The sequence below is a fragment of the Epilithonimonas tenax DSM 16811 genome (genome assembly GCF_000428485.1).
GTDB classification, from domain to species: domain Bacteria; phylum Bacteroidota; class Bacteroidia; order Flavobacteriales; family Weeksellaceae; genus Epilithonimonas; species Epilithonimonas tenax.
The window spans coordinates 52,961-67,279 of sequence record NZ_AUAA01000007.1 but is presented as its reverse complement, the minus strand read 5'-3'; the positions used below and the strand labels follow the sequence as shown (position 1 = coordinate 67,279).

The following is a 14,319-nucleotide window of genomic DNA, read 5'->3' as shown; positions in this document are numbered from 1 at the left end:
CTTTTTCCGGTCATCTTCTCGCGTTCACCATTTTATGATGCATGATTCTGGCGATATTCAGCGCTCGGGTGACAGCCGTTTCTGCATTTTTACCAGCGTAGTTTTCGCGGATTGTTTCTTCCCAAACCTGCAGCCAGCGTTTGAAGTGTTTTTCTTCCATGGCTACAACATCATTCAGAGGGAAATGTTTCGCCATCGGAGATCCATCATACACCGGATTACCCAAAAGAATACTTTCCCAGAAATCATACATTTTCGGCAGGTGTTTATGCAGTTCTATCTTGGCAATATCTGTAAAGAAAAATCCGATAACGTCATCTTTCGTAAGCTTTTGATAAAACTTCTGAACCAAAATTTCTATGTCTTCTCTGGTGGTAATATCTTTCATTTTACAAAATTAAAACAAATTAAAATGTAATTTTGCAATTATGTCAAAATTCAGTTTTTCCAGATTAAAGCCCACCAAAGACACCGGTTTTGGCGACAATTTTTCTGGCAGATTTATCAACAAAGATGGCTATCCCAATATCAAGAAAAAAGGAATCAATATCCTGAACCGTTACAGCTGGTACCACACGATGCTGGATCTCAAAAGATGGCAGTTCATCGGGCTCTTGGTTGGCAGCTACATTATCGTGAATTTTATGTTCGCCTTGATTTATTATTTGATTGGCATAGAACATCTGACCGGAATAGATAAAAGCAATTTTGCCAATGAGTTCACGGATGTTTTCTTCTTTAGTTCTCAGACTTTTACCACAGTAGGTTACGGTCGTATCGCGCCGGTTGGGTTTTTGGCAAGTCTGGTGGCCACGTTCGAGGCATTTTTGGGATTATTGGCATTTGCGATCGCGACAGGATTGTTTTATGGCCGATTTTCCCGCCCGCGCGCTTTTCTGAAATTCAGTGATGTGGCGCTGATCTCGGCTTATAAACAGAAATCAGCATTGATGTTCCGGATGGCGCCATTCAAAAATACGTCGCTTACAGATGCCAGTATCACAGTGTTGGCGTCTTTTGAAATGACAGAAAATGGTGAAACCAAAAGCTCATTTTACACCTTGAAATTAGAAGTTACAAAGATCACTTCATTGATTTTGAACTGGACGATCGTCCATTATATAGATGAAGATTCTCCGTTTTACAGTTTAACGGCAGAAGATATAAAAAACATTGATATAGAAATTATTGTACACGTCAAAGCCTTCGACAGTATATTTTCCAGTGATGTGGTGCAGAGAACGAGTTACACCTCAGACGAAATCATCTACGGCGCAAAATTTGAAAAAATGTACGGTCCGGATGAAACCAACAGATTCACAATACTGAATCTGGATTTGATTAACAGTAATTTTCCAGCAGGATTACCAGATATTTCTTCATGATGGATCTAGAATTTTATAAAAAGCAAGCTTGGCAAAAACAAAAGGAACACAGGAAATTCTTGGAAGGACTCAAAAAGAAACCGCCCAAAAATCTGGACTATTTGACTTTGGAAACGCACGAAGACACTTTTGCAGAAATAGATTGCCTCAGTTGCGCCAATTGCTGCAAAACCACCGGTCCGCTTTACACAGAAAAAGACATCGAAAGGATCTCAAAACATCTGAGAATGAAACCGGTAGATTTTGAGACGGAATTTTTGCGAATAGACGAGGATCAGGACAAAGTACTGCAAAACTTACCCTGCTTTTTTCTGAATGAAGATAACGCCTGTTCCATATACGATGTTCGCCCAAAAGCCTGCCGAGAATATCCACATACCGATCGCAAGAAGATCTATCAGATCAATCATCTCACCATCCAAAACACTTTGATCTGTCCTGCAACCTATGTTTTTGTAGAAAAACTAAGGAAAGTTCTGGGAAAATAAGGTCATAAAGTGGTATTAAAAACCTTAGCGTTTCATAACTTCTGTATAAGTTGCTGTGATATTTTACGTTGGTTATCAAATGATTATAATGGTGATGTTAGAAAAAATTGGAAAAGCAAACAATTCCTCAACAACACGGATTGAATAACGAATCCGCCAAAGCTTCCCAGCCGAATCCAGAACATCTGGAATAAAAAAAACCAGAGCAAATCGCTCTGGTTTCTGTTTATCCTTTCCACTCTACAACAGCCTTTATAAAAGCTTCTGCATTTTCCACCGGAATATTGGGTAAGATGCCGTGTCCCAGATTCACAATGTACTGGTCTTTCCCAAAACGGTCGATCATCTCGTGAACCATTCTTCGGATCGTCGCCGGCGTAGAGTGCAATCTCGACGGGTCAAAGTTCCCCTGAAGCGTGATAGCGTTATTGGTGAATTTTCTAGCGAGCTCCGGCGTGATGGTCCAGTCTACGCCCAAAGCAGATGCTTTTGATTGGGTCATATCTTCCAACGCAAACCAACAGCCTTTCCCGAAAACAACAACGTGCGTCAAAGGTGCCAAAGCTTCCACAATTTGATTGATATATTGCCAGGAAAACTCCTGATAATCAGCAGGAGAAAGCATTCCGCCCCAAGAATCGAAAACCTGAACGGCAGAAACCCCTTTTTCCACTTTTCGTTTCAGATAAGCAATGGTGGTGTCTGTGATTTTTTGCAATAATTTGTGCGCCGCTTCCGGTTGCAGGAAACAGAAAGATTTTGCAATATTGAAATCCTTCGAACCGCGTCCCTCAATACAATAACAGAAAATAGTCCACGGACTTCCGGCAAAACCGATCAACGGAATCTCATTGTCCAGTTTTTCCAAGGTCATTTCTATCGCATCGAAAACGTAACCCAAAGTGTCATTCACGTCCGGAACTATCACATCATCAATTTGTTGTGCTGTTCTGATGGGCTCGTCCAACCAGGGTCCAACGGATTCCTTCATTTTGAAATCGATGCCCATCGCTTGTGGAACCACAAGAATGTCCGAGAACAAAATCGCCGCATCCAAAGGAAATCTGCGAATTGGTTGCACCGTAATTTCCGAGGCCAGTTCCGGCGTCTGGCATCTGGTGAAAAAGTCGTATTTGTCGCGCAACGCAATGAATTCCGGCAAATATCTTCCGGCTTGTCGCATCATCCACACGGGCGGTCTTTCCACGGTTTCGCCTCGCAAGGCCTTCAAGTATAGGTCGTTTTTTATCATTTTTTTAATTTATTTGACTTGCGTCGAACCAATTTGTGACGTTTGGGCGCCTTTTCCGCCTTCCACTCCCGCTTTTTTCTTTTGGTTGCCCAAGCTCCGTCCAATGCAACAAAAAGAAAAAGAGCTCCGTTCAAGTCGGGGCGCGCTTCGCAAAGTTTCAACATGAGTCTTCCAAACCACATAAAAATTTGTCATGCTGAGCCTGTCGAAGCATCCTTAGAAATCAAATTCAACAGATCTGTTAATGTATTTTTAGGACTTGTAATTATTTTATTTTCAGTGAGTTTCTTCAATTCTGACGTTGTTGTTTTTCCAATCGAAAAGATTGTCAAATCCTCCAGACTATTGAACTTCGCAAAACTACGAACTCCGCTTGGACTGAAGAAAACCACAGCCTGATATTTCTCAGTGATTTTCGGAAAAAGCAATTCGGTTTTGTACACAGGAATTTTTTTGTAAGAAATATTCTGAAGCGGCAGTTTTTCATCCAGAATATCCAGCGCCAGATTGCCGCAAAAATGCAGAAACTTTTCCTCAACAGAATTTTCTATGATAAACTGCGATAGTTCTGCAGCATTTTTACAAAGCTTGAAAGTCCCAAAGTGGTGTTTCCTGAGTTCCTTTTTCGTCTGTGAACCAACGGCGTAGATTTTATTGTAATGCTTCTCTGCAAAGTTTTCGTTTGCGTCAAAAGCATTATCGAAGAAGGCTTTCACACCATTCACGCTCGTGAAAATCAAAGAGTTGTTCTTAAGTTCGAAAGTTTTGACTTTGATAACAGCAGTTTTGATCACTTCTACAAAATCAAGCAACATCTCCGTTCCCAATTTCTCAGCAACTTCTTTTTTGTCCAGTGATTTTGTAAAAAGGATTTTCATATGGTCTTTTAACGCAAAGGCGCAAAAAAAATAGTAATTGTTATTGATATAGAAGTCGCAAATTTTTAACTTGGCGACTTTGAACATTTCAAATGAACAAATAGTTGCGCCTTTGCATTAAATCTGCTACAAACTTTTTTTAATGTTGTGCATCAATTCTTTGCCGCCGTTTTCCAAAACTTTCAGTGCCCATTTTTCACCAAAATTCTCAGAATCATTCCATTCCAATATTTCATCTGTTTCGATGCAATCTTTTCCATCAAGCGAACAAAGTCTGCCGACAAATCTGATTTGATTGCCTACTAATTCAGCTTTTGCGCCAATCGGCGCTGTACAGCCGCCTTCTAGTGTTTTCAGGAATTCTCTTTCTATCGTAACGCAAATCTCAGTGTCTTGATGAGATATTGATTTTAAAATAAGGCTCAATTCCGGATTGTCAATTTTGCTGGCGATTGCAACCACACCTTGCGAAGGTGCTTGTAACAAGAATGGGATTTGTTCATACGCTACATCCAGATTCATCCTTTTGATTCCGGCTAGTGAAAATATCGTCGCATCTGCAACGCCATCGTCCAGTTTTTTTAATCGTGTTTGTACATTTCCACGGATGTCGGTAAATTCAGTTTCCGGAAATTCTTTCAGCCAAAAAGCGCGTCTTCTCAAACTGCTGGTCGCAATTTTCAAGGTATTCAAATCCAACGCTTCTGCGTCTTTGTTTCTGACCAATACATCTTCTGGAAAATCCCTTTCCAAAACCGCTGAGATCTGAATGTTTTCCGGCAAAAGCGTCGGAACATCTTTTAGGGAATGAACCGCAATATCAATCTCATCATTAAGCAAAGCAATGTCCAGATCTTTGGTGAAAATGCCGGTGATTCCCAAGGCGTAAAGCGGTTGGTTCAGGTTTTTATCTCCGGAGCTGATGATGGGAACGATCTGTGTTTGAAAGCCCAAATTCTGAAGTTTGGCTTCAACTTCGTGTGCCTGCCAAAGCGCAAGCGGACTATTTCGCGTTCCTATTCTTATTGTCGTCATTGTTTTCCTGTTTATGAATGTCAAGAATTTCTTCCATTAGTTTTGTGATTTCATCTGCACGGGAAGGATTTTCCATAATGTACTTCGCAAATCGATTCGTGATCTTCTGCACCAGATTGTTGGACAGTTCCATATCCTCGATCTTGGCGTAATGGAATTTCTTGTGGATGTTGTGCATTTCTATTTCTTCGATCCTTTTCAGAGAATTTTTGAAATGGTTGATCTGCGGTGCCAGTTTTCTTTTCTTTTCCCAATCTACAAATTCTTTTGCCATATCCTTGATGATGGCTTCGGCTTTGGGGATTTCTTTTTTACGTTGGTCCATCGTGGCCTTGATCGTTTGCGAAAGTTGATCCACATCTATCAGGGTCACGTTTTCCAAGTTGCCGATTTCTTTCTGAACATTATTCGGGATAGAAAGATCGATGACCAGCATTTCTTTCTCTTTCGGAAAATTGTCCTGGTTGACGATGTACTTCTGTGCGCCGGTGGCAACGATCAGAACGTCTGTTTTTTTTAGTTCTTCCGGGAACGTGTCAAAATCAATTTGTGGAATATTGTATTTATCAGCAATTTTCTCTGCTTTTTCAAAAGAGCGGTTGGCAATTTTGATGTTCGGCTGGTAGATGTGTTTTACAAGGTTTTCTATTGTGTTCTGACCTATTTCTCCAACACCAAGAAGCAAGATGTTCTTCTCGTGGATGTGTTTTGTATTGTTCAGGATATAATGAACAGCAGCGTAAGAAACCGAAGCTGATCCAGTGCTGATCCCGGTTTCATTCTTGATCCTTTTCGAAATCTGAATGGAGGAATTGATGGCACGTTCCAAATAAGGATTGGAAAAATCTTTGTAAGTTTTGAATCTGTGATAGGCATTTTTGATCTGAGAAACGATCTCGAAATCGCCAATGATCTGACTCTCCAAACCTGCTGCCACACGAAAAAGATGATACAAAGCATCTTCTCTTTGCAGGACATTGACGTAATTCAGAAATTCTGAAAGGGAAACGCCCACAGTGTTGCAATAGAGTTCTGCGATATGAAGGTAATTTTTTGTGGTAGAATAGATCTCTGTCCTGTTGCAAGTGGAAACCACGAAAGCGTCACCATAATCCTGCTCGTGGATCTGATTGACAAAGGCTTTGATATGATCATCAAAAAACGCAAATCTGCCACGGGTTTCAGCATCGGCTTTTTCATAACTGATGCTGAGAACGGCGAAATCTGACGTTTGGTGAAATTTATTTTTAGTACTCATTTTCAGTTGGCAAATTTACGATATTTAATACAAAAACTGTTTCCGAATATGATTTTTGAAAATTGATAAAATCTATAGTATATGTTTATCATCGTGAAAAGAATCATAAAAGACTCAATGTTTTATTGTAAGCGTAATAATTTTAGAATTTTGAATGTGATTCTGATTTTTTAATTGGTATTTTTTATTGAAATTTTAATAAAATTTTAACCAAATTATTTTTAATTCATCAGATAGAATGGCTCTAAATTTATATCTTTGTAAACTTAATAATTACTGAACAAAATGGGTATATTGGATATGTTTACGCAAGAGATTGCGATTGACTTGGGAACTGCTAACACGCTTATTATTCACAACAACAAAATAGTTGTGGATCAGCCGTCTATTGTCGCAATAGAGCGCTCTACGGGCAAGCCAATTGCTGTGGGAGAACAAGCAAAACATATGCAAGGGAAGACCCACGAGGATATCAAGACGGTGAGACCATTGAAGGATGGTGTTATTGCGGATTTCCACGCTTCAGAGCATATGATCAAGGAGTTTATCAAGCAGATTCCTGGTATCAAAGGCAAGTTTTTTCAGCCGGCACTTAGGATTGTGATATGTATCCCTTCTGGTATTACCGAAGTGGAAAAAAGAGCGGTAAGGGATTCTGCTCAAAAAGTCAATGCAAAAGAGGTCCGCTTGATATATGAACCAATGGCCGCTGCAATAGGAGTTGGGATAGATGTTCAGAAACCTGAAGGTAATATGATCATCGACATAGGAGGTGGGACAACGGAGATCGCTGTGGTAGCATTAGGCGGTATTGTTTGTGATAAATCTGTGAAAATCGCAGGTGATGTTTTTACCAATGACATTGCTTATTACCTGAGAACACATCATAACTTATACATTGGAGAAAGAACGGCAGAGAGAATTAAAATTGAAGTGGGTTCCGCTGTGGAAGAATTGGATGTGCCCATTGACGATATTCCTGTGCAGGGACGTGATCTCATCACTGGGAAACCAAAAGAGATTATGGTCAACTATAAAGAAATTGCCAAAGCACTTGACAAATCTATCATTAGAATAGAAGATGCTGTAATGGAGACCCTTTCCCTTACGCCTCCGGAGCTGGCTGCGGATATTTACAAAACAGGTATCTATCTTGCTGGCGGAGGAGCACTGCTAAGAGGTTTGGCAGACAGGCTTCACAGGAAAACTGGTCTTCCTGTTTTCGTGGCAGAAGATCCTTTGAGGGCGGTGGTTAGAGGTACCGGAATTGCTCTTAAAAATATGGACAAATTTAATTTTCTAATTAAATAATACATTTTCTGTAAAATTTGAATGATTGAAGGTCTGATGATAAGTCTTGAATCGAGTATCAAATCATTTATAATTTATCAATTATCATTTATAACTTAGATGGGTGCTTTGCTGAGATTTTTTTCTAAGAATGCGTTGTTTGTATTCTTTGTCTTCCTGCAATTGGTTGCAATTGTTCTTATTTTCAGCAAAAATACAATGCAGCAGAGTTTCATTGCAGCAAGAGCTGCTGCGTTCAATTCATGGGTTTCAGGCTACATTGACGAAGGAACTTCCTATTTGAAACTTAAGCAGATCAACGACGATCTTATCACTCAAAATAAGGCACTGATGCTTCAGCTTTACGGAAAAGATAAAGTTGAGAAACCAAATTTCCGAAGGGTTTATGACACCATTGGTGGCGGACAGATCTACACATTTGTAGATGGCGAAGTGGTTTTCAACAGTATCAACAGAAGAGACAATTATTATACAATCAACCGAGGAAGCCGTCAGGGTGTAAGCTCAAAAATGGGTGTTATAGCGCCCCGAGGTATTGCCGGAATTGTCATCAATACCACAGATAATTATGCTTTGGTACAATCTATCCTAAGTGTAAACAAAATCAAGATCAGCGCTGCACTCAAAAAGTCTGGCTATTTTGGTACATTGTCCTGGAAAGGAGATGACACCAGAACGATGACTTTATCTGATATTCCAAAATATGTTCCTCTTAAAGTAGGAGATAGTGTTGTAACCGACGGCAAGTCTTCTATTTTCCCGGCAGGTATTATGGTTGGAACTATCGCCGGATACGAGGTGGACAGCAAAACAGGCTTCTGGGATATTTCTGTAGAACTCAGCGAGAAAATTGGAAAATTAAGTACAGTTTATGTCGTAAGAAACCTGAAGAAATCTGAAGTTCAGAAAATCGATGATACATTAAAAGCTCAAATTAAAAAGGATGATCAGTAGAAACGTTGTGTCAGATCTGGTTTTAATCGCATTATTGACATCTTTTCAGATCTTTATTCTGAATAGAGTGGCTCTTTTCGGACAGTATATTCCGGTGCTTTATCCTGTTTTCGTGATGTTTTATCCCTTCTTCAGAAACAGATTTCATTTCCTGGCACTCAGTTTTATTTTAGGACTTTGTGTTGATGCATTTTTGGGTACATGGGGAATCAATGCTTTTGCAACAACGGTTGTGGCTTATTTCCGGACAATCATATTCCGGACTTCCACAGACACGACGACAGATTTTTTCTCCTTTCAAAGTATCCAGTGGACACAGTTTGTCTTCTTTATTGTCACCAGTATCTTTATTCATCAACTTCTGGTTCAGTACATCGAGTTTTTCAAGTTCGACAGATTTTTTGAAATTTTATTTAATGTCATAGTGACCAGTATCATTTCTTTTGTATTTATATTAGCCTACGCATTAGCATTTAAAATCAAGCAAAAAGTCTGAAACAGAATAAGCATGTGTATAAAAGAACAAAAGATGCTTTCTTTGACTTCGAGGTTGCATATGTCCTCTGAAAAACTATAAAACACATATGAAATCACAATATCTCAAGATCATTCTCGCCTTATCTATCATTGCATTAATATTTGTTGCAAGGTTATCGTATTTGCAATTATTTACTGACAGATATGCACTGAATGCTGCCAACACCTCCATCAAAACAGAATACATTATTCCGCCAAGAGGTGTGATATTCGACAGGAACGGAAAAATATTAGTAGGAAATCAACCATCTTTTGAGATCTCTTATACGGCGACGCTTCTTAAACCAGATTTTGATACCATTGGATTTTGCAGATTACTCAAAATCTCAAAGCTGGATTTCATAAAAACAATGAAAGCCATCGAAAGCGAAAAATACTATTCTCGCCTGACACCTATGACTTTTATGAAAAATCTCAGTAGGGAAGAGATGGCAAGGATTCAGGAATTGATTTTTAAATATCCGGCGTTCAGTATCGTGCCACGCCCGCAAAGACAGTATGAGATCAATACCTCTGGAAATCTTTTGGGATATACCAATCAGGTGAATGATAGTGACATCAAGAAAGATTCGCTTTATTATCTTCCGGGCGATATCGCCGGAAAAAGTGGTGTGGAAAAATCGTACGAAAAAGAACTCCGAGGAGAGAAAGGTGTAAAATATATCCAAAAAGACATCCGCCAGAGAAGCATAGGCTCTTATAAAAACGGAGAGCTAGATAAAGAAGTGGTTACAGGAAAAGACCTGACACTGACCATAGATTATGATCTGCAAAGAATGGCCGAAGAAATGCTGGTCAACAAACACGGTGCAGTCGTAGCGCTTGACCCAAACAACGGCGAGATTCTGACGATGGCTACTGGTCCGGACATTGATCCTAATCTTTTCACAGGGCCGAATAAATCCCGAAATCTTTACAAACTTGCGACCGATACGATCTTTGAGAACAAACCAACTTTTGACAGATCTGTTCAGGCTGCTTACCCTCCCGGATCAACATTTAAATTGTTGACGGCTCTGGCAGCTATGGAAATGGGTGTGATGACGGATCAAACGATATTCCCTTGTGGAAGAGGTTTTTTCTATCGCGGAAAAAGTATCAAAGGCCACGGTGGTGCAGATCCGCTGATACCTTCTATCCAGGTTTCCAGCAATTGTTATTTTACCTATGCCTATCTGGCCATCATAAAAAAATACCCAGGAAATCCCTCGCGAGGTATTGATGAATGGAAAAAAATCATCAATAGTTTTGGGGTTGGAGAATTTCTTAATAACGATCTAGCTGTGGGTGCAAAAGGTAGAATCCCATCTGGAGAGTTTTATGAGAAAAGAATGAAATCTATCTATAAAGCGAGTGGATCCAAACGTACAGATTTTAAAAACTGGGACGAGATGCCAACAGGAGCTTTGTACAATGGTATGGGACAAGGTGATGTCCTTTTAACACCTTTGCAAATGGCAAACTTCGTAGGTGCAATTGCAAACAAGGGCTGGTACTACACACCTCACATTGTAAAAAGTATTGATGGAAAACCCAATCCGGATCCGAGATTTAAGAAGAAACATATGACGCTGGTCCAAAATCCGCATTACTACAATGTAGTTCTTCAGGGTATGGAAGCAGTAATGATCAAGGGAACCGGAAGAAGTCTGCGGTCAAAAGATTTTACACAGCTTGCAAAAACAGGTACAGCGCAGGTTCCCCAAGGAAAGGATAATTCGATTTTTGTTTTGATAGCTCCCGCAGATAAACCCAAAATTGTGGTGGTTGCGGTGATGGAACATGCAGGTTTTGGTGCCACTTGGGCGGGGCCGGCTTGTACCGTGATTGCAGAAAAATACATCACCGGAGAAGTGAAGAGAGAAAACCTGTACAAAAAAATGATCACATCCAGCTTTATGCCGGAGTACAGACGACAGTATATTTCCGAGATGAAGCGAAAAGGCTGGTACAAAGAGCCACCTAAAGATTCTGTAAAACTGAAAAGAATCAAAGACAGTCTCCAGGCCATTGAACATAAAAAAATAAAGAAAGACAGTGCCAAAGTTAAACCTCTAAAAAACAATTCAAAATGAAGTGGACCGAAGGGATAGATAAATTGGGTATTGGACTTTATATCGCGCTTTGCGTTTTTGCTATTATTAATATCCATAGTGTAGATGCGAAGTTGGGAAGCAAACAATTGATGTTCTTCGGGATCTCTTTGTTTGTGGGTATGATCATATTTTTTATGAGAACCAAGTTTTTTGAAAATATGTCCGCAATCATCTATATCGGAGGTGTTTTACTCTTGATAGGATTATTTCCATTTGGAACGGAAATTTTAGGACAAAAAAACTGGTACAAATTTGGTGGTTTTACGATGCAGCCCGTTGAGTTTGCAAAAATTGGAACGGCGCTGATGCTTTCTAATTACGTATCCGGGCCAGATTTTAATCTGAAAAATAAAAAAGTACTTTATACAGTTTTAGCCATTGTAGGCATTCCCGGTATTGTGGTTTTGCTGATACCTGATGTTGGTTCACTTTTAGTGTTTTTTGCTTTTTTGATGGCGCTTTACAGAGAAGGTCTTTCAGGTTGGATTTTTGGCATTATTTTCATTTTTGCTGCGACTTTTTTGATCTCTATTGCAGTAGATCCTTTATACATTACGATTGCAATTCTGTTGATCGCCGCCATTTTTGTATTTCTTAATTTTTACAAGATCAAAGGAAATATGGTCTTGATTATGGGGATTGTCCTTATCGTAGGTATTCTCAGTGGACTGTCATATTCTTCCACCTATGTTCTTTCGAAATTGCCAAAACACCAGCGCGAAAGAATAGAAGTCTTGTACAAAGGAGAAAAAGCATTTCGTGATACTTCTGGCTATAATCTTCTGTATTCCAAAACGGCCATTGGCTCTGGCGGATTTATTGGCAAAGGCTACAAGCAGGGTTCTGTAACGCAAGGCAAATTCGTTCCTGAGCAGGAAACAGATTATATTTTCTGTACCGTGGGCGAGGAGTGGGGATTTCTGGGTAGCGTTATTCTGATTCTCTGTTATTCGGTTTTTATTGGCAGGATTTATTATCTAGCAGAGAATCAGAAGTCCACCTTTAACCGTGTTTTTGGATACTGTTTTGCGTCTATTTTACTCATACATTTTTCTATCAATCTTGGGATGGTGATGGGACTTTTCCCGACTGTTGGGATTCCGTTGCCGTTTTTCAGTTATGGAGGAAGTTCGCTTTTGGCATTCTCTATAATGACTTTTATTTTCTTTAAACTCAATTACGCAGACAAAAATAGTTTGGTGTAAAGGAAGATGGATCTTTGGTCTTACTTCCTCCCAAAACTCGTAAAATATTCTCCCAAAAAATGTTGATAAAAATTTGAAACTTTGACAAAATGAAAAACCCTTTCAGGATTTGAACTCCGAAAGGGTTGATGTGAATTGTTGTCTTTAGTGACAAATATGGTTTCTATGTGTAATCCCGCGCCCCGACTTGAACGGAGCTCTTTTTCTTTTTGTTGCCTGAGCGTAGCCGAAGACAACAAAAAGAAAAAAGCGGGAGTGGAAGGCGGATAAAGGCGCCCCAATAGTTTTAAGAATACATCTGCTCCTGCAATTCTTTGATTTTCTTGTCTCCAAGATATTCGTCGTAAGTCATATCCCTATCGATGATGCCTTTTGGTGTCAACTCGATGATTCTGTTACAAACGGTTCCTAATAATTCGTGGTCATGAGAAGATAGCAGAATGTTTCCTTTGAAGTTGTTCAATGAGTTGTTCAAAGTGGTGATACTTTCCAAATCTAAGTGATTCGTAGGCTCATCCAAAAGAAGAACGTTTGCTTTCTGGAGCATCATTCTACTGAACATACATCTCATTTTTTCACCTCCAGAAAGGACTTTACAAGATTTTAGCGCTTCGTCTCCAGAGAAAAGCATTCTTCCTAAGAAACCTCTCATAAATTCCTCGTGGCGCTCCTCATCATTTTTCGTAAATTGTCTCAACCAATCTACCAAGTTGATGTCTTCTTGGAAGAAAGTCGTGTTGTCCAAAGGCATATGCGACTGGTTTGTCGTAACACCCCAAGCAATATTTCCTTTGTCTGCAGGTAGATTACCAGCTAATATTTCGAAGAATTCTGTGATTGCCAAAGAGTTTCTGGAGATCACGGCTACTTTGTCGCCTTTCTTAAGATTAAGGTCGATGTTGGCGAACAGCAATTCTCCATCCTTGGTTTTTTCAAGACCTTTCACGTCTAGGATCTGATCTCCAACTTCTCTTTCAGTATCGAAGATAATTGCTGGATATCGTCTTGATGATGGTTTGATATCATCGATGTTCAACTTGTCGATCATCTTTTTACGGGCAGTCGCCTGTTTGGCTTTGGCAACGTTGGAACTGAATCGTGCGATGAAGTCCTGTAATTCTTTTTTCTTGTCTTCCGCTTTTTTATTAGCCTGATTTCTTTGTCTTGTTGCTAATTGTGAAGCCTGATACCAGAAAGAGTAGTTACCGGTGTAAAGGTTCAGTTTAGCATAGTCCAAATCGCCAATGTGCGTACAGACAGTATCCAGGAAGTGACGGTCGTGAGAAACAACGATGACCGTATTCTCATAATCTGCCAAGAAATCCTCTAGCCACGCAATAGTTGCGATATCCAGGTCATTCGTAGGTTCATCCAGGATCAATACATCAGGATTTCCGAACAAGGCCTGAGCAAGTAGAACTCTTACTTTATCTTTATTCTCTAATTCGCCCATCATCTGATAGTGCATATCCTCTGAAATACCGACGTTAGACAGCATTGTCTGAGCATCAGCTTCTGAGTTCCAACCGCCCATCTCGTCATAGACCACGCCAAGTTCTCCAGCCTTGATCCCATCCTCATCTGAGAAATCTTCTTTTGCGTACAAAGCATCCATCTGTTCCTTGATGTCGAAAAGCATTTTGTTACCTCTAAGAATGGTCTCAAGTACGGTGAAGTTGTCATAGGCAAAGTGATCCTGCTCTAGAACTGACATTCTTTTACCGTTTTCCAAAGACGTATTTCCGGACGTAGGATCTTGTTTTCCGCTTAATATTTTAAGGAAAGTAGATTTACCTGCACCATTGGCTCCAATAATACCGTAGCAATTTCCCTTTGTAAATTTTATATTGACTTCGTCAAAAAGAACTCTTTTCCCGAACTGTAATGATAAATTAGATACTGTTAACATATTGTTTTGTA

13 protein-coding genes are annotated in these 14,319 nt (G+C 39.7%); 7 read left to right on the top strand and 6 right to left on the bottom strand.

Annotated features, from left to right (window positions below):
* Positions 1–10: 10 nt before the first annotated feature.
* On the bottom strand, positions 11–388 hold the full coding sequence (locus F564_RS0105065; RefSeq protein ID WP_028121662.1) for a group III truncated hemoglobin: 378 nt from the start codon (positions 386–388) through the stop codon (positions 11–13).
* Between the two features lie 40 nt (positions 389–428).
* Between F564_RS0105065 and F564_RS18720 the strand changes: the two genes are divergently transcribed.
* The gene (locus tag F564_RS18720; RefSeq protein ID WP_051259564.1) at positions 429–1,385 is read left to right on the top strand and encodes an ion channel; all 957 of its coding nucleotides are present in this window, start codon (positions 429–431) and stop codon (positions 1,383–1,385) included.
* The gene (locus F564_RS0105055; protein WP_028121661.1) at positions 1,385–1,873 is read left to right on the top strand and encodes a YkgJ family cysteine cluster protein; all 489 of its coding nucleotides are present in this window, start codon (positions 1,385–1,387) and stop codon (positions 1,871–1,873) included. The genes F564_RS18720 and F564_RS0105055 overlap by 1 nt, the downstream gene beginning before the upstream one ends.
* A gap of 226 nt (positions 1,874–2,099) precedes the next feature.
* Here the strand turns inward: F564_RS0105055 and hemE are convergent, their stop codons facing one another.
* The 4 genes from hemE to hemA all read right to left on the bottom strand — a co-directional run bounded on the left by hemE (position 2,100) and on the right by hemA (position 6,296).
* Complete coding sequence (gene hemE / locus F564_RS0105050) at positions 2,100–3,125, bottom strand: uroporphyrinogen decarboxylase (protein ID WP_028121660.1); 1,026 nt, start codon at positions 3,123–3,125, stop codon at positions 2,100–2,102.
* A gap of 191 nt (positions 3,126–3,316) precedes the next feature.
* Entirely contained in the window at positions 3,317–4,003 is a 687-nt protein-coding gene (locus F564_RS0105040) for a uroporphyrinogen-III synthase (RefSeq protein WP_028121659.1), read from the bottom strand.
* A gap of 126 nt (positions 4,004–4,129) precedes the next feature.
* On the bottom strand, positions 4,130–5,038 hold the full coding sequence (hemC, locus tag F564_RS0105035) for a hydroxymethylbilane synthase (RefSeq protein ID WP_028121658.1): 909 nt from the start codon (positions 5,036–5,038) through the stop codon (positions 4,130–4,132).
* Positions 5,007–6,296 (bottom strand): glutamyl-tRNA reductase, encoded by a 1,290-nt coding sequence (hemA, locus tag F564_RS0105030; RefSeq protein WP_028121657.1) that lies wholly within the window; start codon positions 6,294–6,296, stop codon positions 5,007–5,009. The genes hemC and hemA overlap by 32 nt, the downstream gene beginning before the upstream one ends.
* A gap of 285 nt (positions 6,297–6,581) precedes the next feature.
* Here hemA and F564_RS0105025 point away from each other — a divergent pair, with 285 nt between their 5' ends.
* The 5 genes from F564_RS0105025 to rodA all read left to right on the top strand — a co-directional run bounded on the left by F564_RS0105025 (position 6,582) and on the right by rodA (position 12,399).
* Positions 6,582–7,607: a rod shape-determining protein gene (locus tag F564_RS0105025; RefSeq protein ID WP_028121656.1), complete on the top strand. Its 1,026-nt coding sequence runs from the start codon at positions 6,582–6,584 to the stop codon at positions 7,605–7,607.
* Between the two features lie 99 nt (positions 7,608–7,706).
* Positions 7,707–8,561, top strand: coding sequence for a rod shape-determining protein MreC (gene mreC, locus F564_RS0105020; protein ID WP_028121655.1), 855 nt, complete (start codon positions 7,707–7,709; stop codon positions 8,559–8,561).
* Positions 8,551–9,057, top strand: a complete 507-nt coding sequence (locus tag F564_RS0105015; RefSeq protein WP_028121654.1) for a hypothetical protein — start codon at positions 8,551–8,553, stop codon at positions 9,055–9,057. Before mreC ends, F564_RS0105015 begins: the two co-directional genes overlap by 11 nt.
* 88 nt (positions 9,058–9,145) lie before the next feature.
* Entirely contained in the window at positions 9,146–11,173 is a 2,028-nt protein-coding gene (locus tag F564_RS0105010) for a peptidoglycan D,D-transpeptidase FtsI family protein (RefSeq protein ID WP_028121653.1), read from the top strand.
* Positions 11,170–12,399 (top strand): rod shape-determining protein RodA, encoded by a 1,230-nt coding sequence (gene rodA / locus F564_RS0105005; protein ID WP_028121652.1) that lies wholly within the window; start codon positions 11,170–11,172, stop codon positions 12,397–12,399. The genes F564_RS0105010 and rodA overlap by 4 nt, the downstream gene beginning before the upstream one ends.
* A gap of 286 nt (positions 12,400–12,685) precedes the next feature.
* Here rodA and F564_RS0105000 read toward each other — a convergent pair whose 3' ends face one another.
* Positions 12,686–14,308 (bottom strand): ABC-F family ATP-binding cassette domain-containing protein, encoded by a 1,623-nt coding sequence (locus F564_RS0105000; RefSeq protein ID WP_028121651.1) that lies wholly within the window; start codon positions 14,306–14,308, stop codon positions 12,686–12,688.
* Positions 14,309–14,319: the final 11 nt, after the last annotated feature.

What these genes read in the sequence shown, in the direction of transcription:
- F564_RS0105065 (WP_028121662.1), bottom strand. Translation starts at nt 388, where the DNA reads ATGAAAGATATTACCACCAGAGAAGACATAGAAATTTTGGTTCAGAAG.
- F564_RS18720 (WP_051259564.1), top strand. Translation starts at nt 429, where the DNA reads ATGTCAAAATTCAGTTTTTCCAGATTAAAGCCCACCAAAGACACCGGT.
- F564_RS0105055 (WP_028121661.1), top strand. Translation starts at nt 1,385, where the DNA reads ATGGATCTAGAATTTTATAAAAAGCAAGCTTGGCAAAAACAAAAGGAA.
- hemE (WP_028121660.1), bottom strand. Translation starts at nt 3,125, where the DNA reads ATGATAAAAAACGACCTATACTTGAAGGCCTTGCGAGGCGAAACCGTG.
- F564_RS0105040 (WP_028121659.1), bottom strand. Translation starts at nt 4,003, where the DNA reads ATGAAAATCCTTTTTACAAAATCACTGGACAAAAAAGAAGTTGCTGAG.
- hemC (WP_028121658.1), bottom strand. Translation starts at nt 5,038, where the DNA reads ATGACGACAATAAGAATAGGAACGCGAAATAGTCCGCTTGCGCTTTGG.
- hemA (WP_028121657.1), bottom strand. Translation starts at nt 6,296, where the DNA reads ATGAGTACTAAAAATAAATTTCACCAAACGTCAGATTTCGCCGTTCTC.
- F564_RS0105025 (WP_028121656.1), top strand. Translation starts at nt 6,582, where the DNA reads ATGGGTATATTGGATATGTTTACGCAAGAGATTGCGATTGACTTGGGA.
- mreC (WP_028121655.1), top strand. Translation starts at nt 7,707, where the DNA reads ATGGGTGCTTTGCTGAGATTTTTTTCTAAGAATGCGTTGTTTGTATTC.
- F564_RS0105015 (WP_028121654.1), top strand. Translation starts at nt 8,551, where the DNA reads ATGATCAGTAGAAACGTTGTGTCAGATCTGGTTTTAATCGCATTATTG.
- F564_RS0105010 (WP_028121653.1), top strand. Translation starts at nt 9,146, where the DNA reads ATGAAATCACAATATCTCAAGATCATTCTCGCCTTATCTATCATTGCA.
- rodA (WP_028121652.1), top strand. Translation starts at nt 11,170, where the DNA reads ATGAAGTGGACCGAAGGGATAGATAAATTGGGTATTGGACTTTATATC.
- F564_RS0105000 (WP_028121651.1), bottom strand. Translation starts at nt 14,308, where the DNA reads ATGTTAACAGTATCTAATTTATCATTACAGTTCGGGAAAAGAGTTCTT.